The sequence below is a fragment of the Kitasatospora sp. NPDC088783 genome (genome assembly GCF_044750705.1).
In the GTDB taxonomy this organism is placed as follows: domain Bacteria; phylum Actinomycetota; class Actinomycetes; order Streptomycetales; family Streptomycetaceae; genus Kitasatospora; species Kitasatospora fiedleri.
In genome coordinates this window covers 120171-142843 of sequence record NZ_JBIVKJ010000005.1, presented here as the reverse complement: position 1 = coordinate 142843, position 22673 = coordinate 120171, and the positions used below count along the sequence as shown (strand labels likewise).

Here is a 22673-nt window from a genome sequence, read left to right as displayed (position 1 = left end):
CCACGTGTCCGTTTCTTGCCGGTTCTTACCAGAAGTTGGGCAGGCTGTAGCGGTAGGTGTTGGTCCGGTGCCAGTAGTGGTTGCCGTCCACCCAGGCGGCCACCCCGCGCAGGAAGCGCAGCAGCGGCGGGGCCGGGCAGGCGGCGGCGAGGGCGGCGGACTCGGCCTCGAAGGCGTGCATCAGCTCGTTGTGGACCTCGACGGCCTTCAGGTAGCCGTCCCGGTCGGAGAGCCCCTCGCGTTCGGCGATCACCACGGGCAGGTTGAGGTGGCGGCCGGGGCTCGCCAGCTCCTTGGTGTACGAGTAGAGGTCGTTGACCAGGGTGGTCGCGTTCCCGGCGAGCGCGATGACCCGCTGGGTTCCGGGCATCGCGTGCAGGTCGGCCGGCAGTTCGTAGCCGCCGACGGTGTCGGTGATGGTCGGGCAGGGGCGGAAGTTGTTGAACTGGCGCATCGCCAGGTACTCCCACACCTCGGGCACGTGGTCGGTCTCGGACCAGGCGGCCTCGGCCAGGTAGCCCAGGTGCAGGCGCGCCATGTCGTGCCGGTAGCGGTCGGCCTGGGAGGGGGTCGCGGCGCCGGTGAAGTACGCCATGGCGGAGCGGTAGGCGCGGCGCGGGGCGTCCGAGCCGAGCGACTCCGCCCATCCCGGCGCGTACTCCGCGGTGGTGTGCAGCGGGTCGATGGCGGTGTGCGCGAGCAGCAGCCGGCTGCCGAGGCCGACCGGGGAGCCGCCGTGGTCCTCGCAGTAGCAGTCGTCGACCGCGTTCTCGGCGACCATCAGGCGGGTGGCCAGCATCAGGTGGTCGACGGTCGGGGCGTCCGGGTGGCAGGCCACCATGTAGCGCCCGACCGAGAAGCCGTCGAACTCGCCCTCCCACTCGTCGGGGAACAGCTCCACCTCGTCCACCGCCCAGTCCTTGATCCGGCGGCTGACCTCGGCCACCCGGACGGGGTCGGGCTCCGGCACCGGGTGGTGGTAGAGGCCGGGCACCGGGGTGCCCTCCGCCGGGGTGGCGGCGGGCGGCTCCGGGACGGCGGCGGGCAGTGGCGGCGCGGCCGGTGCCGGGAGGCGGGGCAGCAGCAGGCCGCCCGTCCCGAGTCCGCTGGGACCGCGCAGGATGCGCTCCAGCCCGCCACCGGACGCCCCGGGCGCGGCGGGTACGACGGCGGGCGCGGCGAGTGCGGCGAGGGCGGTGGCGGCGGCCCGGAACGGGACGGCGGGCGGGCCGGGCAGCGCGGGGAGGGCGGTGAGGGCGGTGCGGTCGGCCGGGGCGGCGGGGGCCGGTGACGGAGAGGAAGGCCCTGGCTCGGGCATCCTGGACTCCTTACTGGGAGGGGGCGGTCTGGTCGGGACGGCCGGCGGAGGCGCGTCCGGGCGTGCGGACGGGGGCGGGCGGCCTGCGACCGTCCGCCACGAGCGGGGATCTCGTGGTCAGCCTGCTCCGGGAGCGGCCGCGGACGCGTTCGGCGGGTCGACCCGCGTCCGTGCAGACGTCCGCGTCGGCAGCGGTGCCGGCTCCACGACCGGGCCGGCCTCAATGGTCACGGGACGAACACTCCTCGGGGAATGCAGAATTGACGAACCGTCAGAAGCTGTGACCGGCTCGGTCGGATCTTGAGGAACGCTAACGCTCCGTAGGCGCGCTCCGCCCACGGGGCCGGGGGTATTTACCTCGATGCGGTGATCTTGCGGATCCCGAGGTTTATCCGGGCCGTCCCGGCCGCGCGCGAACGCCCCCGCCCCCGCGCGGTGGCGGCGGGGACGGGGGCGTTCGGGGTCCGGCGGGTCCGGCGGGTCCGGCGGGTCCGGCGGGCTGAACGGGCTGAACGGGTCAGGCGGTGGTGCAGGCGGTGCCGTTGAGGGTGAAGGCGGGCAGCGCGGCGGGAGTGCCGGTGGCCTGGAAGCCGAAGGAGGCGGTGCCGCCGGGGGCGAGCGTGCCGTTCCAGCCCGCGTCGGTGGCGGTGACGGCCGCGCCGCTCTGGACCACCTGGGCGTTCCAGGCGTTGCTGACCGCCTCGTTGCCCCGGTACGTCCAGGCCAGCTTCCAGCCGGAGACGGTGCCGCTGCCGGTGTTGCGCACCGTCACGTCGGCGGTGAGCCCGGTGCCCCAGCTGCTGCCCACGGTGTAGCTGACCGCGCACCCCGTGACCGGCCGGGTCGGACCACCGCTCGCACTCGGCGAGGGCGAGGGAGAGGGCGAGGGGGATGCCGACGGAGAAGGGGACGGGGACGGGGAGGCCGAGGAGGACGGCGAGGGAGAGGGCGAGGGCGAGGGGGACGAGGACGGGCCGGTGCCGCCGCCCGGTTCGGCGCCCCACTGCGGCACTCCCCCGTCCAGCAGCCGGATGTTGGCCGCGTCCACCGGCGTCGAGCCGGGGACCGGCGAAATGCCCTGGTACGACCAGTCGTTGGTGGGGTCCCAGGCGCCGGAGGAGGCGATCCGGAACTGCACCTCCTTGCGGTAGGCGGACTGCCCGGCCGGGGCGATCACGGTGGTGGAGCAGTCGACCGTGACGTAGTAGGTGGAGCCCGCGTAGAGCGTCGGGCCGCTGACCGTGCCGCACTGGTTGTAGTTGGTGGTCAGGGTGATCTGGTTCGGGCTCACGCCCGGTTCCAGGGTGAAGTAGTAGCGCAGCGAGGCGTTCTTGAGCGGGCGGGCCGGCCAGGCCGACTTGTTGATCAGGTACGCCTTGATCTCGGTGAAGTTGGGGCCGGCGGCGTTCACCGAGGCCTGGACGGACATCTCCGGGCCGTCCGGGGTCTCCTTCGGCGGGAAGTTCGCGAGCGGGGCGCCGCCGTACTCGCCGTAGAGCCGGGCCAGTGCGCCCGTGAAGGCGGCGTTGTAGTCGGTGGCGACCTCGTTGTTGACGTAGTTGGAGCGGTCGTCGGTGTAGGAGTCGTCGGCCGAGCTCGGGCCGCCGACCAGGGCGCCGATCAGGGTGTGGCGGCTGTTGACGGGGTTGGTGAGCTGGTCGGTCCAGGAGCCGTGGGCGGTGCGGTGGTGCGGGTTCTTCGGGGGGTTGGTGCCGTAGCCGATCAGGTAGCTGGACTTGCGGGGGTTGTCGCCGAGCGCGTAGTCGATCTGGCGGAGCGCGAAGTCGTGGTAGCGGGCCTTGCGGGTGGGGTCGCCGGTGAGCGTGTCGGAGTAGACCAGCGCCACGAAGGAGGTGTTGGCGGCGTAGCGCAGCGAGCCCCAGGAGTCGAGCACGGCCTCGCCGCCCGGCGAGTACGTGACCTGGCTGCCGTTGACGCCGACGGTCCACCAGTCCAGCCAGCGGTTGGCGTCGTCGACGTACTGCTGTTTGCCGGTGAGTTGGGCCAGCAGCACGTAGGCGCCGTAGGACTTGTCGTCCCAGGCGATCGTCCACTTGTAGGACTTGGTCGTGGTCTGCGGCTCGGTGGAGAGGTTGGCGTAGTAGCTCTCGGCCTTGGCCAGGTAGGTGCTGTCACCGGTGGCCTTGTAGAGCCAGATCGCGCCCCAGACCAGTTCGTCGTTGTAGCCGCTCCAGGAGTTGTAGTAGCCCTGGGCGTCCTTGATGCAGTCGCTGTACTTGCCGCGGTAGGTGTCGGCGAAGGTGTACAGCTGCTTGGCGTGGGTGAGCAGGGTCGCCGCGTACGCCGGGTCGCTGTCGGCGAAGACGATGGACGAGGAGGCGAGCGCGGCGGCCGTCTCGCCCGCCAGGTCCGAGCCGGGGCAGGAGGCGTCGATCCTGTACGCGGGCCGGGCCATCGGCAGCACCTCGGCCGGGCCCCACCAGGCGTGGTCGGCCGAGCCGTTGCCGACCTGGCCGTAGAGCACGTTCGGGGCGGGGTGCGCCTTGAGCAGGTAGTCGTCGACGAAGCGCAGGTTGTTCTTGAGGTACGGCAGTTGCCCGGAGGCGGTGTAGCCCTGCTTCTCGGCGATGCCGCCCCAGGCCAGCATGGTGGTCGACGCCGCCATCGGCAGGCCGAACTTGACGTGGTCGCCCGCGTCGTACCAGCCGCCGGTGAGGTCGAGCCCGACGTCCTTGCCGTCGTCGAGCGCGGAGTCGCCGCGCCAGCCGACCCGGTTGGTGGCGGGCAACTTGCCCGACTGCTGGGCCTCGTAGAAGAGCAGCGACTTCTGTAGCGCCTCGCCGTAGTTGAACGCGGACGCGGACGCGGCGGCGGCGCTGTCGGCGACGGCACTGTCGGCAGCGGCGGCGGGCGCGGTGTGCAGCGGCAGCAGCGCCCCGGCGGCCAGGGCCCCGGCCGCGAGCAGTCCGCACAGGGCGCGCCGGGCGGAGCCGGGGTGCCGGGGGGCGGCCGTGCGGCGGACGGGTGCGGGCGGGCCGGGCGGGCCGGGCGGGGGTGCGGCGGGGTGCGGCATGGTGTCCTTCCGGGGCGGCTGCGGGGTGGGGGTGTGGGGGTAGCCGATCGGATGGCCCGCGACCTGCCCGAACACCATGGGAGCGCTCCCACACCCCGAGCGGCTCGGGACGGTGTCGACAGGCGGTGGGCGGCGTCCATGGTGGCCACGCCGCCGCACCGGTGTCAATGAACAACTCGTAAGTTACAGAAGGGAGTTCACACCCCGCAGGGACCCGCATCGCCCGCCGGTGCCCGCGGCGCCCGTCGGTGCCCGCCAGCGCCCGTCACGGCCCGGTCACCGGCAGCGACAGGTCCAGCCAGGCGCAGGCGTCGGCGGGCAGCCGGCCGGCGTCCAGCGGGGCGCTGGTCAGCAGGGGGGTGCTGCCGGGCGGGAGGGGCAGCGGGCGGTCGGTGAAGTTGACCAGGCAGGCGAACGAGCCGTCGCGGGTGAAGGCCAGCACGCCGGGGTCGGCGGGCAGCCAGTCGAGCGTCTCGGGCAGGGCGGCGAGGCGGTCGCGGCGCAGCCGCAGGGCGTCGCGGTAGAGGGCGAGCACCGAGTGCGGGTCGGCCTGCTGGGCGGCGACGCTCTGCTCGGCCCAGGCGGCGGGCTGCGGGAGCCAGGGGTCGGCGGCGCCGTCCGGGGAGAAGCCGAACGGGGCCCGGGTGCCGGACCAGGGCAGCGGGACGCGGCAGCCGTCGCGGCCGCGGTCGGTGCCGCCGGAGCGGACGAAGGTGGGGTCCTGGAGCAGCGCGTCGGGGATGTCCTCGACCTCGGCGAGCGCGAGTTCGTCGCCCTGGTAGACGTAGACGCCGCCGGGCAGCGCCATGGTGAGCAGGGCGGCGGCGCGGGCCCGGCGCAGGCCGAGGGCGCGGTCGGTGGGGGCGCCGAGCCGCTTGTTCCCCATGTCGAAGGAGGTGTCCTCGCGGCCGTAGCGGGTGGCGTGCCGGATGGTGTCGTGGTTGGAGAGCACCCAGGTGGGCGGGGCGCCGACCCGGGCGTGCGCGGCCAGGGTGCCGTCGACGACGTCCCGGACGGCGTCGTGCTCCCAGGCGCAGCACAGGAACTCGAAGTTGAAGGCGGAGTGCAGCTCGTCCGGGCGCAGGTAGCGGGCGAACTGCTCGGGGGTGGGGAGCCAGACCTCGCCGACGAAGACCCGGTCGTCGGGGTAGCTGTCGGTGATCTTGCGCCAGGAGCGGTAGACCTCGTGGACGGCGTCGACGTCCTGGTAGGGCAGGTCGGTGACGTCGGGGTGCGGGCCGACGTCGGGCAGGCCGGGCTTCTTGGCCAGGCCGTGGGCGACGTCGATGCGGAAGCCGTCCACGCCGTGGTCCAGCCAGAACCGCAGGACGGACTCGAACTCGGCGCGGACCTCGGGGTGTTCCCAGTTGAGGTCGGGCTGCTCGGGGGCGAACAGGTGCAGGTACCAGTCGCCGGGGGCGCCGTCGGGGCCGGTGGTGCGGGTCCAGGCGGGGCCGCCGAAGTACGACTGCCAGTCGTTGGGCGGGAGTTCGCCGTCGGCGCCGCGGCCGGGGGTGAACCAGAAGCGTTCCCGGGCGGCGGAGCCGGGGTCGGCGGCGAGCGCCTCCCGGAACCAGGGGTGCTGGTCGGAGCAGTGGTTGGGCACCAGGTCGACGATGACCCGCAGGCCGTGGCCGTGGGCTTCGGCGATCAGTTCCCGGGCCTCGGCGAGGGTGCCGAACAGCGGGTCGATGTCGCGGTAGTCGGCGACGTCGTAGCCGCCGTCGGCCATCGGGGAGCGGTACCAGGGGTTGAACCAGAGGGCGTCCACGCCGAGGTCGCGCAGGTACGGCAGGCGGCTGCGCACGCCCGCGAGGTCGCCGACGCCGTCGCCGTTGCCGTCGGCGAAGCTGCGCACGTAGACCTGGTAGATGGCGGCGGTGCGCCACCAGGGCCGGGTGTGGCGTTCGGTGGACTTGCTCACGGGGTTCTTCTCCTTGTTCGTGGACGGGCCCGGGGCCCGGGGCCCGCCCGCGGGTGCGGGCGGGCCTGGACGGGTGGTCACCGGGGCCGTGGTGCGGGCGGGCCCGGGCGGGTGGTCCGCCGGGGGGCCGTGGTGCGGACGGGCGGGCGGGGCCACCAGCCGCTGGTGCGGGCGGGGCTACCAGCCGCTGTTGCCGGTGCCGCGCTGGATGGTGAAGCCGCCGGTCACGTTCAGCGGGGCCTCGGCGGTCTGGGAGACCTTGGTGTTGGCGAAGGTGCCCCGGCCGGTGGCGTTGCCCTCGATGCCGTTGGCGCCGGTCCTGGTGATGGTCAGTCCGTCGACGCGCAGGTCGGCGATCTGCTTCTGCCAGGAGAGCAGGAGGCCGCTGTAGGTGGAGTCCTCGACGGTGTTGCCGTTCAGCACGACGGGCTGGGTGAGGTCGCTCTGGTCGGCGTAGATCCAGACCGCGCCGAGCTTGGAGTTCCAGTTGACCTCCATGCTGCCGGTGCGGCGCAGCACGTTGCCGGAGACGGTGGTGGTGCCGGTGAAGGGCTGGCCGAAGCGGGTGGAGACGGTGATGCCGGCGCCGGCGGTGACGGTGTCGGAGATCAGGTTGTCCTGGACGCTGTTGCCGCTGCCGCCGTAGACGGCGGCGCCGTTGGCGAGGGCGGGCAGCTGCACGGTGTTGTGCCGGAAGGCGCTGTCGGTGACGGCCGCGCCGTCGGACCACATGGCCAGCGCGTCGTCGCCGGTGCCGCGGATGCTGCTGTTGGAGACGACGGCGCCGTTCACCGCGCCGTGCAGGTTGACGCCGTCGGCGTAGGTGTCGCGGATCCGCAGGTCGCTGGCCTGGAGGCCCTTGGTGGGCGCGTTGATCCAGAGGCCGACCTTGGTGTGCCGGATCCAGACGTTCCGGATGACGGAGCCGGTGCCGAAGTCGCCCTCGATGCCGGCCTGGCCGCCGGCGTCGTCGCGGACGGTGTTCTGGCCGTCGATGGTCAGGTTCTCGACGGTGCTGGTGCCGCCCTGCCCGTACAGGCCGCCCTTGAGGCCGGTGCCGCGCAGCACGGTGTACCAGACGCCCGCGCCGCGCAATGTGACGCCGGAGAGGTTGACGTGGTCGGAGACGGTGTAGGTGCCGGCCGGGAGGAACAGGCCCTTGCCCTGGCTCTTGGCCGTGTTCAGGGCGCTGTTGAGGGCGGCGGTGACGTCCGGGCCGCCCGGGGTGACGCCGAGGCTCGCGGCCGACAGGTAGCCGCTGGGCAGGGTCTCGGCGGTGCCGGTCTGTTCGGCCTCGACCAGGTCGAGGGTGTAGGAGGCGGCGGTGTCCCCGGCGTCCTTCTGGAAGCGCAGCACGGTGCCGGCCGGCAGGGTGCGGCCGAGGGTGGCGCGGGTCTCGTCGAAGAAGCGGTGGGCCTGCCCCTCGCCGGGGTTGTTGGTGTAGGGGTAGGCGCCGTAGACCCAGGCGTAGCGGGAGGTGAGCGACAGGTCGGGCAGGGCCTGGCCGTCCGCGTAGACGCTGAGGGTGGCGTCGAGGCCCTTGCCGTCGGCGCTGTCGGGGAGGGAGTAGCGCAGGTTGACGGCGTTGGCGGGGGCGGTGAGCTTGATCTCGACGTACTGGCCGGTCTGGGTGAGCTTGACGGCGCTGCGGCCGGAGGCTTCGGCGGCGGTGCTGAGGTAGGTGCGGTCGGGGGTGAGGACGGTGCCGTTGGTGGTGCCGGCCTCGGCCTCGTAGCCGGTGAAGGGGAGGGTGGCGCCCGCGCCGGTGGGGGCCGGGGTGCCCGGGTCGGACGGCGAGGGGCTGGGGCTGCCGGTGCCGGTGGGGGTGGTGGGGGTGAGGCTGTCGAGGTTGACGTTGCCGCTGTCGGCGGTGGTGAACTTCAGCGCGACGGTGTTGGTCCCGGCGGCGAGGGTGACGGCCTGTCGGACGGTGGCCCAGCTGTCCCAGTTCGCGGTGGCGGGCAGCGTGACCTGCCCGGCGGAGGCGCCGTTGACCAGCAGGGTGAGCGTCTTGGCGGAGCCGGTGCCGTTGGCGTACCGGATCGTGACGCTGCCGGCGCCGGCCTGGCCGGAGGGGACGGTGAAGGCGGCGGTGGCGTTGCCCTTGTTGCCGTCGGTGAAGCCGCCGACGAAGCCGCTGCCGGTGTAGCCGGAGTGGTCGGCGGCGACCGCCGCGCCGCCGGAGAGCGCGGCGGACTCGGCCTCCAGGGTGCCGCCCTGGGTGGTGGTGCCGGTGGTGGCGGTCAGGTTGTCGAGGTTGACGTTGCCGCTGTCGGCGGCGGTGAAGGCGAGGGCGACGGTGTTCGCGCCGGCGTTCAGGGTGACGGTCTGCTCGCTGCCCGCCCAGGTGTCCCAGTTGGCGGTGGCGGGCAGCGTGACCTGCCGGACCTTGGTGCCGTTGACCAGCAGGCTCAGGGTCTGCGCGGAGCCGGTGCCGTTAGCGTAGCGGAGGGTGACGGTGGCGGCGCCCGCGCTCGGGGCCTGCACGGTGAAGGAGGTCTTCGCCGCGCCCTTGTTGCCGTCGGTGAAGCCGCCGACGAAGCCGCCGCCGGTGTAGCCGGAGTGGTCGGTGGCGACCACCGCGCCGCCGGAGAGCGCGGCGGACTCGGCCTCCAGGACGACGGAGGCGGCCCGGGCGCCGGTGGTGAACGTGGTCCACAGGGCGAGGCCGGCGACCAGCGTGGCGGCCGCGGCGAGGGCGGTGCCGCGGGTGGTGCGGCCATGGGTGGTGCGGCTGCGGACGGTCGCGGTGGCGCGGGCGGTCGCGGTGGCGCGGGACGTGCCGGGTGCAGGGTACACGTGGGCTCCCGAAGCTGACCGGGGCACGGCGGCTCCCGGTGGGTGGGGGTGGGGTGGGGGCGTTGCGGTGGTGCGGCGGTGCGGCGGCACCGGGCGGGTCGGACGGCCGACCGCCGCGGCCGGTGCCGGGTCGGTGGGGCGGCCGTCGTCCCCGGGAGGTCGGCACCGGGGACGGCGGCCCGCGCGGAGCGGGAGGGGCGGCCGACGTGGCGTCAGCCGACCTCCCGTCGGGCGGGTGTCAGCCCTTGAGGCTGCCCGCGGTCAGGCCCGCCATGATGTGGCGCTGGAACAGCAGGAAGATCACCAGCAGCGGGACGGCGGCCATCGCCATGCCGGCCAGCAGCTGGTTGGCGGGCATGTCGTTGGCGAGCGTGTTGAGGGCGACGGTGATCGGCTGGCCCTTGGGGTCGGGCAGCGTCAGCATCGGCCACAGGAAGTCCTTCCACACCCCGACCACCGCGAAGATGGACACCACGGCGAGCACCGGCCGGGCCAGCGGCAGCACCACGTGCAGCAGGATGCGGACCGGCCCCGCGCCGTCGATCCGGGCGGCGTCGATCAGCTCCTCGGGGATCTGGTCGAAGAACCGCTTCAGCACGAAGATGTTGAAGGCGTTGGCGCAGGCGGGCAGCCAGATCGCGAACGGCGTGTTGATCAGGTTGACGTGGATCAGCGGGATGTCCACCACCGTCAGGTAGGTGGGCACCAGCAGCGCGGACACCGGCAGCATCAGGGTGGCCAGCATCATCGCGAGGACGACGTTGCCGAGCACCGGCCGCAGCTTGGACAGCGCGTACGCCGCGCAGACGTCCACCAGCAGCTGGCACAGCAGCGCCCCGGCGGCCAGCAGCAGGGTGTTGAGGAAGTAGCGGCCCAGTCCGGTGCTGCTCCACGCCTGGCCGTAGCTCTCGGGGTGGAAGCTGTGCGGGATCAGGGTCGGGCTGGGGTCGGCGAGTTCGGCGGAGGACTTCAGCGCGCCGGAGACCATCCAGTACAGCGGGAAGACGAACGCCGCGGTGAAGGTGACCAGGACGGTGCCCAGCACGGCGCGGTAGAGCAGCCGGCCGAGCGGCCGGTCGAGTTCGGCGGGGGCGATCAGGGTGCGGGCGGCGGATTCGGCGGTGGCCATGGCGGGTTCCTCTCAGCCCTTGGAGCGGGTCAGGCGCAGGTAGAGCCCGGCGAAGGCGCCGAGGACGACGAACAGGACCGTGCTCATCGCGCTGGCCAGGCCGAAGTCGTTGTAGACGAAGGCGTAGCGGTACAGCAGCAGCAGGACGGTGACGGTGGCGTCGTTCGGTCCGCCGCCGGTCAGCACGAAGGGTTCGATGAACACCTGCATGGTGCCGATGACCTGGAGCAGCAGGGTGATCAGCAGGATGAAGCGCATCTGCGGGACCGTCACGTGCCACAGCCGCTGCCGGATCGAGGCGCCGTCGAGCTGGGCGGCCTCGTACAGTTCGCCGGGCACGCCCTGGAGGGCGGCGAGGTAGATCAGCGTGGTGGTGCCCATGTTGGCCCAGGTGGAGACCAGGACCAGCGAGAGCATCGACAGGTTCTCCGACTCCAGCCACTGCTGCGGGGGCAGGTGCAGGACCGCCAGCGCGTGGTTGAACAGGCCCGGGCCCGGGTCGTAGAACCAGCGCCACAGCAGCACGGTGACGATCGGCGGGAGCATCACCGGCAGGTAGACGGTCATCCGCAGGTAGGCGCGGCCGTGGCGCAGCTCGTTGAGGACGACGGCGGTGACGAACGGGGCGGCGAAGCCGAACACCAGGGCCAGCGCGGTGAACCAGAGGGTGTTGCGCCAGGCGGTGAGGAACAGCGGGTCGTCGAACAGGCGCTGGAAGTTGTCCAGGCCGACCCAGGTGGCGGGTTCGGTGAAGTTGACCTGCTGGAAGCTCAGCAGGAAGCCGCGGACGATCGGGTACCAGGAGAACAGCGCGAAGGCGAGGATGCCGGCGGCGAGGAACAGGTACCCGACGAGGTTGTCGGCGAGGCGGCGCCGCAGTCCCGCCCGGCGCGGGGAGGAGGACGGGGGCGGTGCGGGGTCGGTGGCGGGCCGCTGCTCGGTGGGGCGCGGCGCGCCGACGGTGTCGACCTTCATGGGCGGGTGGCTTTCGGCTCGGACGGGAGCGGGAGGACGGGCCGCCGGCTTGTGGCCCGGGCGGGAGCGGGCGGACCGGCGGGGGCGGGCGGGGCGGGCGGTCGGACGGGGCGCGGCCGGCGGCGGGAGGTGGTCGGCCGGCCGCGCCCCGGGCTCACTGCGCGGTGGCGAGGATGGTGTCGACCTTCTTCTGCGCGTCCTTCAGCAGGCCGTCGAGGTCGGCGTCCTGCTTGGTCAGCACGGCCTGCATCACGCCGTCCAGCACGGTGTAGATCTGCTGCGCGTTCGGCGGCTCGACCTTGACCTTCACCTCGGCGGCGCGGTCGGTGAACGGCTGGTAGTTGCGCTGCGGGACGTTGGCGTACTCGGCGTGCACCGCCCTGGTGGTCTCGCCGCTCTTGCCGTCGAACAGGTCGGGCTGGGGCAGGCCGATCGGGATGTCGGAGCCGGCCGACTTCTTGGTGGTCTCCTCCTCGCGGTCCGGGTTCAGGTACTTCCACTGGACCCAGGCGAGGCCGGCCTTGATCTTGGCCGGGGTGTCCTTGGGGTTGAACATGAAGCCGTCGCCGCCGCCGAGCGTCGCGGTGCCGGGCATCGCGGCCAGGCCGTACTCGTCGTACTTTCGCTCGAACTGCTTGACGATGGTGGGGATGTTGTCGGGGCCGGCGAGGTACATGCCGAGCTTGCCCGCGCCCATCATCTTCTGGACGTCGGGGATCTCCAGCAGTTGGCGGCTGCCCATGGTGTTGTCGGTCCACCGCATGTCGTGCAGGTACTGGAGGGCCTTGCGGGACGCGTCGGAGTCGACCGCGGCCTTCCACTTGCCCGAGTCGTCCTGGGTGGCGACGTCGCCGCCCAGCGAGTAGATCCACGAGGTCAGGTGCCAGCCGCCCTGGTTGTTCTTGGAGAAGTCGGCGTAGCCGGTGACGCCGTCGCCGAGCGCGGTGATCTTCTGCGCGGCGGTGCGGACCTCGTCCCAGGTGGTCGGCGGCTTGTCCGGGTCGAGCCCGGCCCTGGTGAACAGCTCGCGGTTGTAGACCAGGCCCATCGAGTAGTTGCCGGTGGGCAGGCCGTAGACCTTGCCGTCCCGGCCCTTGAAGACGTCCTGCAACGCGGGCTTGACGTCGGCGAGGGCGGGGACGTCCTTCAGGTAGGGGGTGATGTCCGCGGCCTGGTGGCGCTGGATCAGGCCGGCCGGGTCGGTGAAGTAGACGTAGTAGACGTCCTCCAGCTGACCGCCGGCGAGCTTCGCGGCGAAGGTCTTCGGGTCCATCATGCCCTCGTGGGCGTCGATCCTGATGTTCGGGTGGCCGGCCTCGAACGCCTTGACGTCGTCCTCGAAGTTCTTGCGGTCCACGGTCTGGGTGGCCGGGGGGAGGCCGTTGACGGAGATGGTGACCACTCCCCCGGCGTCGCCGCTGCCACTGCCGCTGCCGCCGCTGCCGCACGCGGTGGCGGCGAAGGCGGTGGCCGCGGCCAGTGCCACGGCGGAGACCCGGCGGATTCTGTTGCTGCCCATGCTGATTCGGACCTTCCGTGGATCCTGCAACCGCTTGCGCCGAGCCCGGCTCGCAGCGCAAACAGTGTGATGGATGAGGAGGCCCGGATCGGTGGCACCGGGCGCTCGTCGGTGACCCGAACACTGACATTGTGAACGCAAGAAGTCAACGGGATGACGCAACATGCTTGCGTTACGAACCGGTTTCGCGATCCTCGCTAGCCGCGGGCGGCCACGGTCGCGGGTGCCGTGCAGGTCGACCCGCGCACGATCAGCTCGGGCTCGAACAGCACCTCCTCGGCGGGCAGCCGACGGCCCTCGATCTGCTCCACCAGCGCCTTCGCCGCCGCGGCGGCCATCGCGGCGACGGGCTGGCGCACCGTGGTGAGCGGCGGGTCGGTGGCGATCATGTACGGGGAGTCGTCGAAGCCGACCACCGAGACGTCCCGCGGCACGACCAGCCCCTCCCGCCGCAGCCGCCGGATCGCCCCCAGCGCCAGCGCGTCGCTCGCGCACACCACCGCGCTCGCCCCGGCCTCCACCAGCCGGGGCGCGGCGGCGGCCCCGCCGTCCATCGAGAACATCGCGTGGGCCACCAGCCGGCTCAGCTCCCCCTCCCGCCCGCGGCGGCGCAGGTGCCGGGCGAACGCGTCCAGTTTGCGCACGGACGGCACGTGTCCGGCCGGGCCGAGCAGCAGTCCGATCCGCTCGTGCCCGAGCGCCTCCAGGTGCGCCACGGCCTGCTCGACGGCCGCCGCGTCGTCCACCGAGATCAGCGCCGAACCGCGGTGCCCGTCCGCCGCGTTGATCAGCACCACCGGCACCTCGCGCTCGCGCAGCGCCCGCCCCTGCTCGGGTCCGGCGTCCGCGTAGCTGGCCCCCACGAAGACGATGCCCGCCACGTTCTGCCGCAGCAGCATCTCGATGTAGTTCGCCTCCGAGACCCCGTCGGCCGTCCGGGTGCACAGCACCGGCATCAGCCCCTGCTTGCTCAACGCCCCCGCCAGCACCTCGCAGAACCCGGGGAACACCGGGTTCTGCAGGTCGGGCACCACCAGCCCGACCAGCGGCGCCCGGTCCGAGCGGAACGCCGAGGGCCGCTCGACCCCCATCACGTCCAGCGCCGTCAGCACCGCCTCCCTGGTCTCCCGCGCCACCCCCGGCCGGTTGCGCAGCACCCGGCTCACCGTCACCGCGCTCACACCGGCGAACCGGGCCACCTCGTCCAGCTTCTTCGTCATGGCCGAAGCGTATCGAGCTTCACGCAAAAAAACGACCGAGTCATGAAAATGAACGAAAGCGGGTGCGCTACCGCTTGAGCGCGCGCGTCGGACGGTGGCGGCCCGGCAGCAGGGGCCGGGGCGGAGGCCGGGAAAGGAGGCCCGGACCGCGGCCGGGGGCCGGAGGCCGGGGGGCCGGGGGGCCGGGGGCCGGGGGGCGGAGGCCGGGGGGGCGGAGGCCGGGGGTGCCCGCGCTGCGGTCCGCCCGGGGCCGGCGGGGTGTCACGGCCCCGCCGGCCCGGCCAACGGGTGAGGTTCCACGGTAGGGGCGGGGGCGGGAAAGGGGCAGGGGCCGAACGTCCCGGGTGGCGGGAGGTTCGGCCCCTGGGGGCGGGCGGCGGTCCGTCGGGCCCCGTGTCCCGGCGAGCGGGCCGTCAGAGCAGCGGGCGGACGTGCTCGGCGAAGGTGTAGGACTCCTCCAGGTGCGGGTAGCCGGAGAGGACGAACTCGTCGACGCCCGCGTCGCGGTACTCGGCGAGGCGGTCGGCGACCTCGCGGTGGCTGCCGACCAGGGCGGTGCCCGCGCCGCCGCGGACCAGGCCGATGCCGGCCCAGAGGTTGGGGGCGATCCAGAGCCGGTCGCGGCTGCCGCCGTGCAGGTCGAGCATCCGGCGCTGGCCGACCGACTCCAGGGCGCGCAGCCGCTGCTGTCCGGCGGCGATCGCGCTGTCGTCGAGCCCGGCGATCAGGTCGTCCGCGTCCTGCCGGGCGCGGGCGGCGGTGGCCCGGCTCAGCACGTGCACCCGCAGGCCGAAGCGCGGGGAGCGGCCCTGCGCGGCGGCCAGCTCGCGGACCCGGGCGATCTTCTCGGCGACCTGCTCGACGGGTTCGCCCCAGGTCAGGTAGGTGTCGGCGTGCCGGGCGGCGACGTCGAGCGCGGGGTCGGAGGAACCGCCGAAGTAGACCTCGGGCACCGGCTCGGGGGGCTGGCGCAGGTGCCCGCCCTCGATCCGGTAGTGCGGGCCCGCGTGGTCGTACGGGGTGCCGCGCCAGGCGGCCCGGACCACGTCGAGGAACTCGCCGGCCCGGGCGTAGCGTTCGTCGTGGTCGAGCCGGTCGCCGTAGCCGCGCTGTTCGGCGTCGCTGCCGCCGGCCACCACGTTGAGCAGCAGCCGGCCGCCGGAGAGGCGCTGGAAGGTGGCGGCGGTCTGCGCGGCGAGCGCGGGTTCGATCAGGCCGGGGCGGAAGGCGACCAGGAACTTGAGCCGGCGGGTGGCGGCGATCAGCGCGGCGGTGGTGATCCAGGCGTCCTCGCAGTGCGCACCGGTCGGGGTGAGTACCGCGTCGTAGCCCAACTGGTCGACTGCCTGGGCGAGTTGGGTGAGGTAGCCGAGGGTGGCGGGGCGGCCGGCCGGGGCGGCGGCGGACGCGCCGCCGATGCCGGTGCCGTGGGCCGCGCCGCCCAGGTCGCGGGCGTCGCCGCCGGTCGGCAGGAACCAGTGGAAGGCGGTGGTGGGGCGGTCGGCCATGGCGTCAGTTCTCCCGGTTCGAGGTGGTGCCCGCGGGGACGGCCGGGCCGGCGTCCAGGGGGGTGCGGACCCGCAGGAACGCGGTGTGGCGGCGCAGCGTGAAGCCCAGCGACTCGTACAGGGCGATCGCCCGGGTGTTGTCGGCGGCGGCGTGCAGGAACGGGGTGTCGCCGCGCTGCTCGATGCCGTGCGCGACGGCCCGCACCAGGCGGGTGGCGTGGCCGCGGCCGCGGTGGTCGGGGTCGGTGCAGACGGCGCTGATCTCGGTCCAGCCGGGCGGGTGCAGGCGTTCGCCGGCCATCGCGATCAGGCGGCCGTCCCGGCGCAGGCCGAGGTAGCGGCCGAGGGCGATGGTGCGGGGCAGGAACGGGCCGGGGCGGGTGCGGGCGATCAGGTCGAGCATCTCGGGGACGTCGGCCGGGCCCAACTCGACCGCCTCCGGGGCGGGTTCGGTGCGCAGCGCGGTGGCGACCAGCTGGACGCCGTGGCCGGACTCCAGCACCTCCCAGCCCGCGGGCGCGGCGGCGGCGCCGGTGACGGGGGTGGTGCTGCCGGGCGGTCCGGCCAGCGCGGCGAGGTCCTGCCAGGCCAGCGAGTCGGCCGGGTCGGCGAGCGCGGTGAACGGGGAGACGTCCGCGGGGTAGCGGGCGGCCCGGCCGCGGCGTTCGGCGAGGTGGGCGTGCGGCCCGGCGAGGGCGGCCCAGGCGGGGTTGTCGAGGACGTGGGCGGCTGCGCCGGTGGCGGCACCGGCGGTGTCGGCGACGGTACTGGCGGTGGCGGTACTGGCGGTGGGCGCGGGCAGGGCGGTGCGCGGGCTCATGGCGGGGCGGGCTCCTGGTACGGGTGGACGGGCGGCGCGGTCTCAGTCGGCCGGACAGAGCGCGCTGCTGACCCGCAGCAGGTCGACCGGCCGGTCGAGGTACACCGCGCGCTCCGCTGGCCGCACCACCCCGCACCCCCCGGTCGCCTCGTCGCTCGGCCGTCGCTCGTCGCTCGTCGGTTGTCGCAGTCGTCGCTCGTCGCCCGCCGCGCCGGCTGTCGCGGTCGTGGTCGCGGCGGCACCGCGTCACGGCCGCGCCGCTCCGTCGCGTCGTCGTCCCTCGTCCTGGTCAAGCTAGGCCGGGCCCGGACGGGATGTCAACGGCCGCCCGGCGGGCCGGAGTCGGCGGTTCGTTACCGCTGTATGAACAGCGTTGTGCCGGGCCCCGGTGCGGGGTTACGGTGCGAGGACGGCGGCACCCGGGCGGTGCCGCGGGACGCGGACGGGGAGGTGACGGCGGTGCGGGCACTGGAGCGCGAGGTGTACCTCGACCGGCCGGTCGACCTGCTGCGGGTGAGCACCGCGCTCTGTCCGGCCGGCCCGGTCGGCTGAGCCCGCACCGCCCCGCGCCCTCCGCTCTCCCCGGCCCCTCCCGGCCCCCTCTCCCCACCGCCGCAGCCGCACCCCGGCCGCGCCCTCGGTGCCCGCCCCGACGCGTTCGCCAGCCCCTCCCGTGAACAGGAACCGGTCCCGCCATGCCCGCATCGCCAGCAGCATCCCCCTCCCCCGAGGCGTCCTCCGCCGTCCCCGCCGCGCCCGCCCCGCTGCACCTGGCCGTCGCGCTGGACGGCGCCGGCTGGCACCCGGCCGCGTGGCGGGAGCCGGACGCCCGGCCGAAGGAGCTGTTCACCGCCCGGTACTGGGCGGACCTGGCGGCGGAGGCGGAGCGCGGCCTGCTCGACCTGCTGACCATCGAGGACGGGCTGAGCCTGCAGTCGGAGCACCCGTTCGAGCCGGACGCCCGCACCGACCGGGTCCGGGGCCGGCTGGACGCGGTGCTGGTGGCGGCCCGGATCGCGCCGCTGACCCGGCACATCGGGCTGGTGCCGACCGCGATCGTGACGCACACCGAGCCGTTCCACCTCTCCAAGGCGGTGGCCACCCTGGACTTCGTGAGCGAGGGCCGGGCCGGGCTGCGGGTGAGGGTCTCGGGGCGGGTCGACGAGGTCGGGCACTTCGGCCGCCGCGAGCCGCGCGAGCTGCGGCTGGACGACCTGGACTCGCCCGCCGCGCTGGCGGCGCTGGCGGAGTCCTTCGGCGAGGCCGAGGACTACGTGGAGGTGCTGCGCCGGCTGTGGGACAGCTGGGAGGACGACGCGGAGATCCGGGACGCGGCGACCGGCCGGTTCATCGACCGGGAGAAGCTGCACTACATCGACTTCGAGGGGCCCCGGTTCTCGGTGCGCGGCCCGTCCATCACGCCCCGCCCGCCGCAGGGCCAGCCGCCGGTGGCGGCCCTGGCCCACCGCGGCGAGCCGTTCCGGCTGGCGGGCCGCTCCACCGACCTGGCGTTCGTGACGCCGCACGACGCGGAGCAGGCCCGGGCGATCGTGGCCGAGGTGCGGGCCGCCCAGCGGGAGGCCGGGCGGGCCGCGCAGACCGTGCACGTCTTCGCGGACCTGGTGGTGTTCCTGGACGACGAGCCGGGCGCGGCGGCCGAGCGGCTGGCCCGGCTGGACGCGGCGGCGGGCGCCGAGTACACCAGCGACGCCCGGGTCTTCGCCGGGACGCCCGCCGAACTGGCCGACCTGCTCGCGGAGTTGGCGACGGCCGGGCTGACGGGCTTCCGGCTGCGGCCGGGCGCGCTGCCGTACGACCTGGAGCGGATCACCCGCGGCCTGGTGCCGGAGCTCCAGCGCCGCGGGCTGTTCCGCACCGCCTACGAGGCGTCCACCCTGCGCGGGCTGCTGGGCCTGCCGCGCCCCGCCAACCGCTACGCCGCCGCACCCGCCGAGACCGCCGGTACCGACCCCGCGTCCACCGCGTCCACCGAGACCGGCCCCACGGCTGCCGCCACGGCCGACGCCACCGCCGTCAGCGCCTGAACTCCGAAGGAACGCAGCAGACATGAGCAACCAGAGCAGCAGCGGCAAGCCGCTCAAGCGGATCCACCTGGCGGCGCACTTCCCGGGCGTGAACAACACCACGGTGTGGAGCGACCCGGCGGCGGGCAGCCAGATCGCGTTCAGCTCCTTCGCGCACCTGGCGCGGACCGCCGAGCGCGCCAAGTTCGACTTCCTGTTCCTGGCCGAGGGCCTGCGGCTGCGCGAGCAGAACGGGCTGATCTACGACCTGGACGTGGTGGGCCGGCCGGACACCTTCACCGTGCTGGCGGCGCTGGCCGCGGTCACCGACCGGCTCGGCCTGGCCGGGACGATCAACTCGACGTTCAACGAACCGTACGAGGTGGCCCGGCAGTTCGCCACCCTGGACCACCTCTCGGCGGGCCGCTCGGCGTGGAACGTGGTGACCTCCTGGGACGCGTTCACCGGCGAGAACTTCCGGCGCGGCGGCTTCCTGCGCGAGGAGGACCGGTACGCCCGGGCCCGGCAGTTCCTGGAGGCGTCCTGGCGGCTGTTCGACTCCTGGCGCGGGGACGAGGTGGTGGCCGATCCGGCGTCCGGGGTGTTCCTGGGCGATCCGGAGGCGGGCAGGTTCGCCTACCGCAGCAGCGAGTTCGACATCGCGGGCCGGTTCGACGTGCCGCGCGCGCCGCAGGGCCGTCCGGTGATCTTCCAGGCCGGCGACTCCGAGCAGGGCCGCGAGTTCGCCGCCGCCTCGGCGGACGCGATCTTCTCCCGGCACGGCACCCTGGAGGCCGGGCAGGCGTTCTACACGGACGTGAAGGGCCGGCTGGCCCGGCACGGGCGGTCGGCGGACGCGCTGAAGATCCTGCCCGCGGTGACCTTCGTGCTGGGCGCCACCGACGCGGAGGCCCGCGAGAAGGCCGCGCTGGTGCGCCGCCAGCAGGTCAGCGGGCAGACCGCGATCCGGCTGCTGGAGCAGGTGTGGAACCGGGACCTGTCGGACCACGACCCGGAGGGGCCGCTGCCGGAGGTCGACCCGCTGGTCGGCGAGCACACGGTGTCCCGGGGCCGGGCCTCGGTCCGGACCGGCCGGGACCCGCTGGCGGTGGCCCGCGAGTGGCGGGAGCTGGCCGCGGCGAAGAAGCTGTCCGTCCGGGACCTGGTGATCGAGGTGTCCGCCCGCCAGTCCTTCGTCGGCACCCCGGCCCGGATCGCCGAGGAGATGAACCGCTTCGTCCAGTCCGACGCCAGCGACGGCTTCATCCTGGCCCCCCACCTGACGCCCGGCGGCCTGGACGAGTTCGCCGACACCGTGGTGCCGCTGCTCCAGGAGCGCGGCGTCTTCCGCACCGAGTACGAGGGCAGCACCCTGCGCGAACACCTCGACCTTCCGCCCGTCCCCGTCCGCACTGCCGAGGAAGCGATATGACGACCACTCAGGAACCGACCACTGCCCAGGACCCCGCCGGCACCGAGGAGTTCACCCGCGAGTGGGAGGAGTGGCACGCCGCCAGCCAGCGCGCCCTCGCCGACCCGCACGGCTTCCTCGCCGTCACCAGCCTGCACTGGCTGGACGCCGAGCCGACCCGCTTCCCGGACGCCCCGGGCGCCTGGTCGACCGGCCCGGACGGGGTGCGGGTCGAGCTGGACGAGGGCGAGGAGCTGCTCCTCGACGGGGAGCCGGTGCGCGGCCGGTACGACTTCGGCGTCCTGCCGGAGCGGGCCAGCCGGTACGCGACGGCGGGCGAGGCGGTGATCGAGGTCGCCAAGCGCGGCGGCCACGACATCGTCCGGCCCCGGCACCCCGACAACCCGCTGCTGCGCGCCTTCACCCGCACCCCGGCCTACGCGCCGGACCCGCGCTGGGCGCTGACCGGCCGCTACCTGCCGTTCGAGGAGCCGCGCCCGGTGACGGTCGGCGCGGCCGTGGAGGGCCTGCAGCACGTGTACGACGCGCCGGGCGAGATCGAGTTCACGCTGCCCGACGGCGGCGGCACGCACCGGCTGACCGCGTTCAACGGCTTCCGGCCGGGCAGCTTCCACGTGCTGTTCACCGACGCCACCTCGGGCGTCACCACGTACGCCGCCAACCGCTCGCTGAGCATCGACGAGCCGGACGCGCAGGGCCGGGTCACGGTCGACTTCAACCGGGCCACCAACCTGCCGTGCGCCTACACCGACCTGGCCACCTGCCCGCTGCCGCCCGCCGAGAACCGCCTCCCGGCGGCGGTCGAGGCCGGCGAGCGCATCCCGCTGGAGCGCGGCGGGCAGCCGTGACGCGCCACCGGCGAGGGTGACGCACCGCGGCCGGGCGGAGCGGAAGCGCCCGGCCGCGGCGGACCGCCGGCCCCCGAGGGGATTCCCCTCGGGGGCCGGCGGTCCGTCCGGGCCCGGGCCGTCAGGGTCGGGCCGGGCCCGGCGGTCGGGCCGGGCTCAGCGGTCGGGCCGGGCTCAGCGGTCGATGAACTGGTGGTCGGTCAGGACCAGCCCGGCCGGGTCGAGTCCGAGGAGGTCGGTGCCCGCCGAGACGCACTCGCCGCTCGCCGCCCGCACCATCTCCCAGCGCAGCCGGACCACCCCGTGGTGCCCGTCCGTGCCGGGCAGCAGGCGGAACGCGTGCCCGGTGTCGCGCACCCACGCCGCGTGGGCCAGGGCGATCCGCTCGGTGAGCGCCGCCCGGCCGTCCACCGCCGTCGTCGGGGTGCGGTGCGCGACCGCGGGCGCGAACAGCTCCGCCACGGCGGCGCGCCGCCGGTCCGGGTCGGGCTCGTTCCACAGCCGCACGTAGCGGCGGGCCAGCTCCTCGGGGTCGGGCCCGGCCGCCGCCCCCTGCGCCGGGGCGGTCACCGTTCGGCCGCCTTCCGGCCGGGCAGCGCCTGGACCACCAGGGCGAGCAGCGCGGTGGCGGCCAGCACGTACAGCAGGCAGGCGCGGAACGCGGCGGGGACGGCGTCGGGGCCGGGGGTGTCGGCCAGGACGCGGTAGAAGACCAGGCCGATCAGGGCGACGCCGAGGGCGTTGCCGACCTGGAGGCCGGTGGTCAGCACACCGCCGGCCGAGCCCGCGCTCGCGGCCGGGACGCGGGCCAGCACGGTGGCGGTCAGCGGGGCGAAGGACAGGCCCATGCCGCAGCCGTCCAGCAGCAGGCCGGGCACCAGCCACCACAGGCTGGTCGTGGTGTCGGCGACGGCCCACAGCTCCAGCAGCAGCCCGGCGGCGCGCAGCACGCAGCCCGCCGTGATGGCGTGCCGGCCGATCCGGGCGGCCAGGTGCCGGGCGGTGGCGGAGGCGGCCACGTAGCCGACGCCGAGCACGCTGAACACCAGGCCGGAGGAGATCGGCGCCAGGTGGCGGCCCTGCTGGAGGTAGAGCGCGAACACCAGGAAGTACGAGGCCATCGACGCCCAGAAGATCAGCTGGGCGGCCAGGCCGGCCGTGAAGGCGCGCTCCCGGAACAGGGAGAGGTCGAGCGAGGGCGAGCCGCCGGTCCGGGCCAGTCGGCGCTGCTGGAGGGCGAACGCGGCGAGCAGCGGCGGTCCGGCGGCCAGCAGCAGCCAGGTCCACAGCGGCCAGCCGCGTTCCCGGCCCTCGATCAGCGGCAGGCAGACGGCGGTCAGCGCGGCGGTCGCCAGCAGCAGCCCGAGCAGGTCCGGGCGCGACCGGCCGGGAGCCTTGGACTCCGGGAGCAGCCGGGCCGCGGCGACGGCGGCGGCCAGGCCGATCGGCAGGTTGACCAGGAAGCAGGCCCGCCAGCCCAGGCCCAGCACGTCGGTGCGGATCAGCACGCCGCCGATCAACTGGCCGAACACGGCGGCGATCCCGGCCGCGGCGGCGTACCAGCTCAGCGCCCTGGTGCGGGCCTGGCCCTGGTAGGAGGTGGTGATGATGCCGATCACCTGGGGGGCCATCAGGGCGGCGGCGGCGCCCTGGAGCACCCGTCCGGCGATCAGCAGCTCGGCGGTGGGGGCGGCGCCGGCGGCGGCGGAGGCGGCGGTGAACAGGGTCATGCCCAGCGCGAGGACGCGGCGGCGCCCGTACAGGTCGCCCAGTCGGCCGCCGGTGATCAGGCCGACGCCGTAGGCCAGCGCGTAGGCGGCGACGACGAGTTGGATCTGGGCGTCGGTGGCGTGCAGGTCGAGCCGGATGGCGGGGACGGCGACGTTGACGATGAAGAAGTCGAGCCCGGAGAGGAACACGCCGACCAGGACGATCGGCAGCGTGGCGGGGTGCGGCGCGCCCGGTGGCGCGGCGGCCTGGGCGGGGACGGGAGCGGGGACGGGAGCGGCGGGCACGGTGGTGCTGTCGGTCATGGGAGGACAGGCTCCTGCGGCTTGCGGGGAAGTGGGAGGCCCGCGCCGCTCCGCCCCGCCGGGGCGGCGGGTGCGGGGCGCGGTACGCGA

Annotated in this window: 16 protein-coding genes; 4 read left to right on the top strand and 12 right to left on the bottom strand. The window is 74.4% G+C overall.

Annotated elements, in window-relative coordinates; all coding sequences use genetic code 11:
• Nucleotides 1-25 precede the first annotated feature (25 nt).
• The 10 genes from ACIP60_RS16460 to ACIP60_RS16415 all read right to left on the bottom strand — a co-directional run bounded on the left by ACIP60_RS16460 (nucleotide 26) and on the right by ACIP60_RS16415 (nucleotide 16246).
• Nucleotides 26-1318 carry a family 2 encapsulin nanocompartment cargo protein terpene cyclase gene (locus ACIP60_RS16460; protein WP_400684518.1) on the bottom strand — a complete coding sequence of 431 codons (1293 nt, stop codon included), beginning with the start codon at nucleotides 1316-1318 and terminating at the stop codon, nucleotides 26-28.
• A gap of 517 nt (nucleotides 1319-1835) precedes the next feature.
• Complete coding sequence (locus ACIP60_RS16455) at nucleotides 1836-4430, bottom strand: glycoside hydrolase family 9 protein (protein WP_400684515.1); 2595 nt, start codon at nucleotides 4428-4430, stop codon at nucleotides 1836-1838.
• A gap of 187 nt (nucleotides 4431-4617) precedes the next feature.
• Nucleotides 4618-6276: a glycoside hydrolase family 13 protein gene (locus ACIP60_RS16450; protein WP_400684513.1), complete on the bottom strand. Its 1659-nt coding sequence runs from the start codon at nucleotides 6274-6276 to the stop codon at nucleotides 4618-4620.
• A gap of 177 nt (nucleotides 6277-6453) precedes the next feature.
• A complete protein-coding gene (locus ACIP60_RS16445) occupies nucleotides 6454-9075 on the bottom strand; it encodes a carbohydrate-binding protein (RefSeq protein ID WP_400684511.1) in 2622 nt (873 codons plus the stop codon).
• Between the two features lie 238 nt (nucleotides 9076-9313).
• Nucleotides 9314-10204: a carbohydrate ABC transporter permease gene (locus ACIP60_RS16440; RefSeq protein ID WP_400684508.1), complete on the bottom strand. Its 891-nt coding sequence runs from the start codon at nucleotides 10202-10204 to the stop codon at nucleotides 9314-9316.
• Between the two features lie 12 nt (nucleotides 10205-10216).
• Nucleotides 10217-11179, bottom strand: a complete 963-nt coding sequence (locus tag ACIP60_RS16435) for a carbohydrate ABC transporter permease (RefSeq protein WP_111551719.1) — start codon at nucleotides 11177-11179, stop codon at nucleotides 10217-10219.
• 154 nt (nucleotides 11180-11333) lie between these two features.
• On the bottom strand, nucleotides 11334-12698 hold the full coding sequence (locus ACIP60_RS16430; RefSeq protein WP_400684504.1) for an extracellular solute-binding protein: 1365 nt from the start codon (nucleotides 12696-12698) through the stop codon (nucleotides 11334-11336).
• 197 nt (nucleotides 12699-12895) lie between these two features.
• Nucleotides 12896-13918, bottom strand: a complete 1023-nt coding sequence (locus tag ACIP60_RS16425; RefSeq protein ID WP_111551720.1) for a LacI family DNA-binding transcriptional regulator — start codon at nucleotides 13916-13918, stop codon at nucleotides 12896-12898.
• A gap of 413 nt (nucleotides 13919-14331) precedes the next feature.
• Nucleotides 14332-15426 (bottom strand): LLM class flavin-dependent oxidoreductase, encoded by a 1095-nt coding sequence (locus ACIP60_RS16420; protein ID WP_400684500.1) that lies wholly within the window; start codon nucleotides 15424-15426, stop codon nucleotides 14332-14334.
• A gap of 4 nt (nucleotides 15427-15430) precedes the next feature.
• On the bottom strand, nucleotides 15431-16246 hold the full coding sequence (locus ACIP60_RS16415; protein WP_400684497.1) for a GNAT family N-acetyltransferase: 816 nt from the start codon (nucleotides 16244-16246) through the stop codon (nucleotides 15431-15433).
• Nucleotides 16247-16609: 363 nt separating this feature from the next.
• On the opposite strand from ACIP60_RS16415, the gene ACIP60_RS16410 reads away from it, so the two are divergent.
• The 4 genes from ACIP60_RS16410 to ACIP60_RS16395 all read left to right on the top strand — a co-directional run bounded on the left by ACIP60_RS16410 (nucleotide 16610) and on the right by ACIP60_RS16395 (nucleotide 20550).
• Entirely contained in the window at nucleotides 16610-16798 is a 189-nt protein-coding gene (locus ACIP60_RS16410) for a hypothetical protein (protein WP_400684494.1), read from the top strand.
• A gap of 143 nt (nucleotides 16799-16941) precedes the next feature.
• A complete protein-coding gene (locus tag ACIP60_RS16405) occupies nucleotides 16942-18291 on the top strand; it encodes an LLM class flavin-dependent oxidoreductase (protein ID WP_400684491.1) in 1350 nt (449 codons plus the stop codon).
• A gap of 22 nt (nucleotides 18292-18313) precedes the next feature.
• Complete coding sequence (locus tag ACIP60_RS16400; protein WP_400684488.1) at nucleotides 18314-19702, top strand: NtaA/DmoA family FMN-dependent monooxygenase; 1389 nt, start codon at nucleotides 18314-18316, stop codon at nucleotides 19700-19702.
• The gene (locus tag ACIP60_RS16395; RefSeq protein ID WP_400684485.1) at nucleotides 19699-20550 is read left to right on the top strand and encodes a DUF1684 domain-containing protein; all 852 of its coding nucleotides are present in this window, start codon (nucleotides 19699-19701) and stop codon (nucleotides 20548-20550) included. The genes ACIP60_RS16400 and ACIP60_RS16395 overlap by 4 nt, the downstream gene beginning before the upstream one ends.
• A 174-nt stretch (nucleotides 20551-20724) precedes the next feature.
• On the opposite strand, the gene ACIP60_RS16390 is transcribed toward ACIP60_RS16395, so the two are convergent.
• Both ACIP60_RS16390 and ACIP60_RS16385 read right to left on the bottom strand, forming a co-directional pair.
• A complete protein-coding gene (locus tag ACIP60_RS16390) occupies nucleotides 20725-21120 on the bottom strand; it encodes a nuclear transport factor 2 family protein (RefSeq protein WP_400684482.1) in 396 nt (131 codons plus the stop codon).
• Complete coding sequence (locus tag ACIP60_RS16385; RefSeq protein ID WP_400684479.1) at nucleotides 21117-22583, bottom strand: MFS transporter; 1467 nt, start codon at nucleotides 22581-22583, stop codon at nucleotides 21117-21119. The genes ACIP60_RS16390 and ACIP60_RS16385 overlap by 4 nt, the downstream gene beginning before the upstream one ends.
• Nucleotides 22584-22673: the final 90 nt, after the last annotated feature.

Excerpts from the sequence above, each read along its gene's own strand:
- ACIP60_RS16460 (WP_400684518.1), bottom strand. The coding sequence starts at position 1,318 with ATGCCCGAGCCAGGGCCTTCCTCTCCGTCACCGGCCCCCGCCGCCCCG.
- ACIP60_RS16455 (WP_400684515.1), bottom strand. The coding sequence starts at position 4,430 with ATGGTGTTCGGGCAGGTCGCGGGCCATCCGATCGGCTACCCCCACACC.
- ACIP60_RS16440 (WP_400684508.1), bottom strand. The coding sequence starts at position 10,204 with ATGGCCACCGCCGAATCCGCCGCCCGCACCCTGATCGCCCCCGCCGAA.
- ACIP60_RS16435 (WP_111551719.1), bottom strand. The coding sequence starts at position 11,179 with ATGAAGGTCGACACCGTCGGCGCGCCGCGCCCCACCGAGCAGCGGCCC.
- ACIP60_RS16430 (WP_400684504.1), bottom strand. The coding sequence starts at position 12,698 with ATGGGCAGCAACAGAATCCGCCGGGTCTCCGCCGTGGCACTGGCCGCG.
- ACIP60_RS16425 (WP_111551720.1), bottom strand. The coding sequence starts at position 13,918 with ATGACGAAGAAGCTGGACGAGGTGGCCCGGTTCGCCGGTGTGAGCGCG.
- ACIP60_RS16420 (WP_400684500.1), bottom strand. The coding sequence starts at position 15,426 with ATGGCCGACCGCCCCACCACCGCCTTCCACTGGTTCCTGCCGACCGGC.
- ACIP60_RS16415 (WP_400684497.1), bottom strand. The coding sequence starts at position 16,246 with ATGAGCCCGCGCACCGCCCTGCCCGCGCCCACCGCCAGTACCGCCACC.
- ACIP60_RS16410 (WP_400684494.1), top strand. The coding sequence starts at position 16,610 with ATGAACAGCGTTGTGCCGGGCCCCGGTGCGGGGTTACGGTGCGAGGAC.
- ACIP60_RS16405 (WP_400684491.1), top strand. The coding sequence starts at position 16,942 with ATGCCCGCATCGCCAGCAGCATCCCCCTCCCCCGAGGCGTCCTCCGCC.
- ACIP60_RS16400 (WP_400684488.1), top strand. The coding sequence starts at position 18,314 with ATGAGCAACCAGAGCAGCAGCGGCAAGCCGCTCAAGCGGATCCACCTG.
- ACIP60_RS16395 (WP_400684485.1), top strand. The coding sequence starts at position 19,699 with ATGACGACCACTCAGGAACCGACCACTGCCCAGGACCCCGCCGGCACC.
- ACIP60_RS16385 (WP_400684479.1), bottom strand. The coding sequence starts at position 22,583 with ATGACCGACAGCACCACCGTGCCCGCCGCTCCCGTCCCCGCTCCCGTC.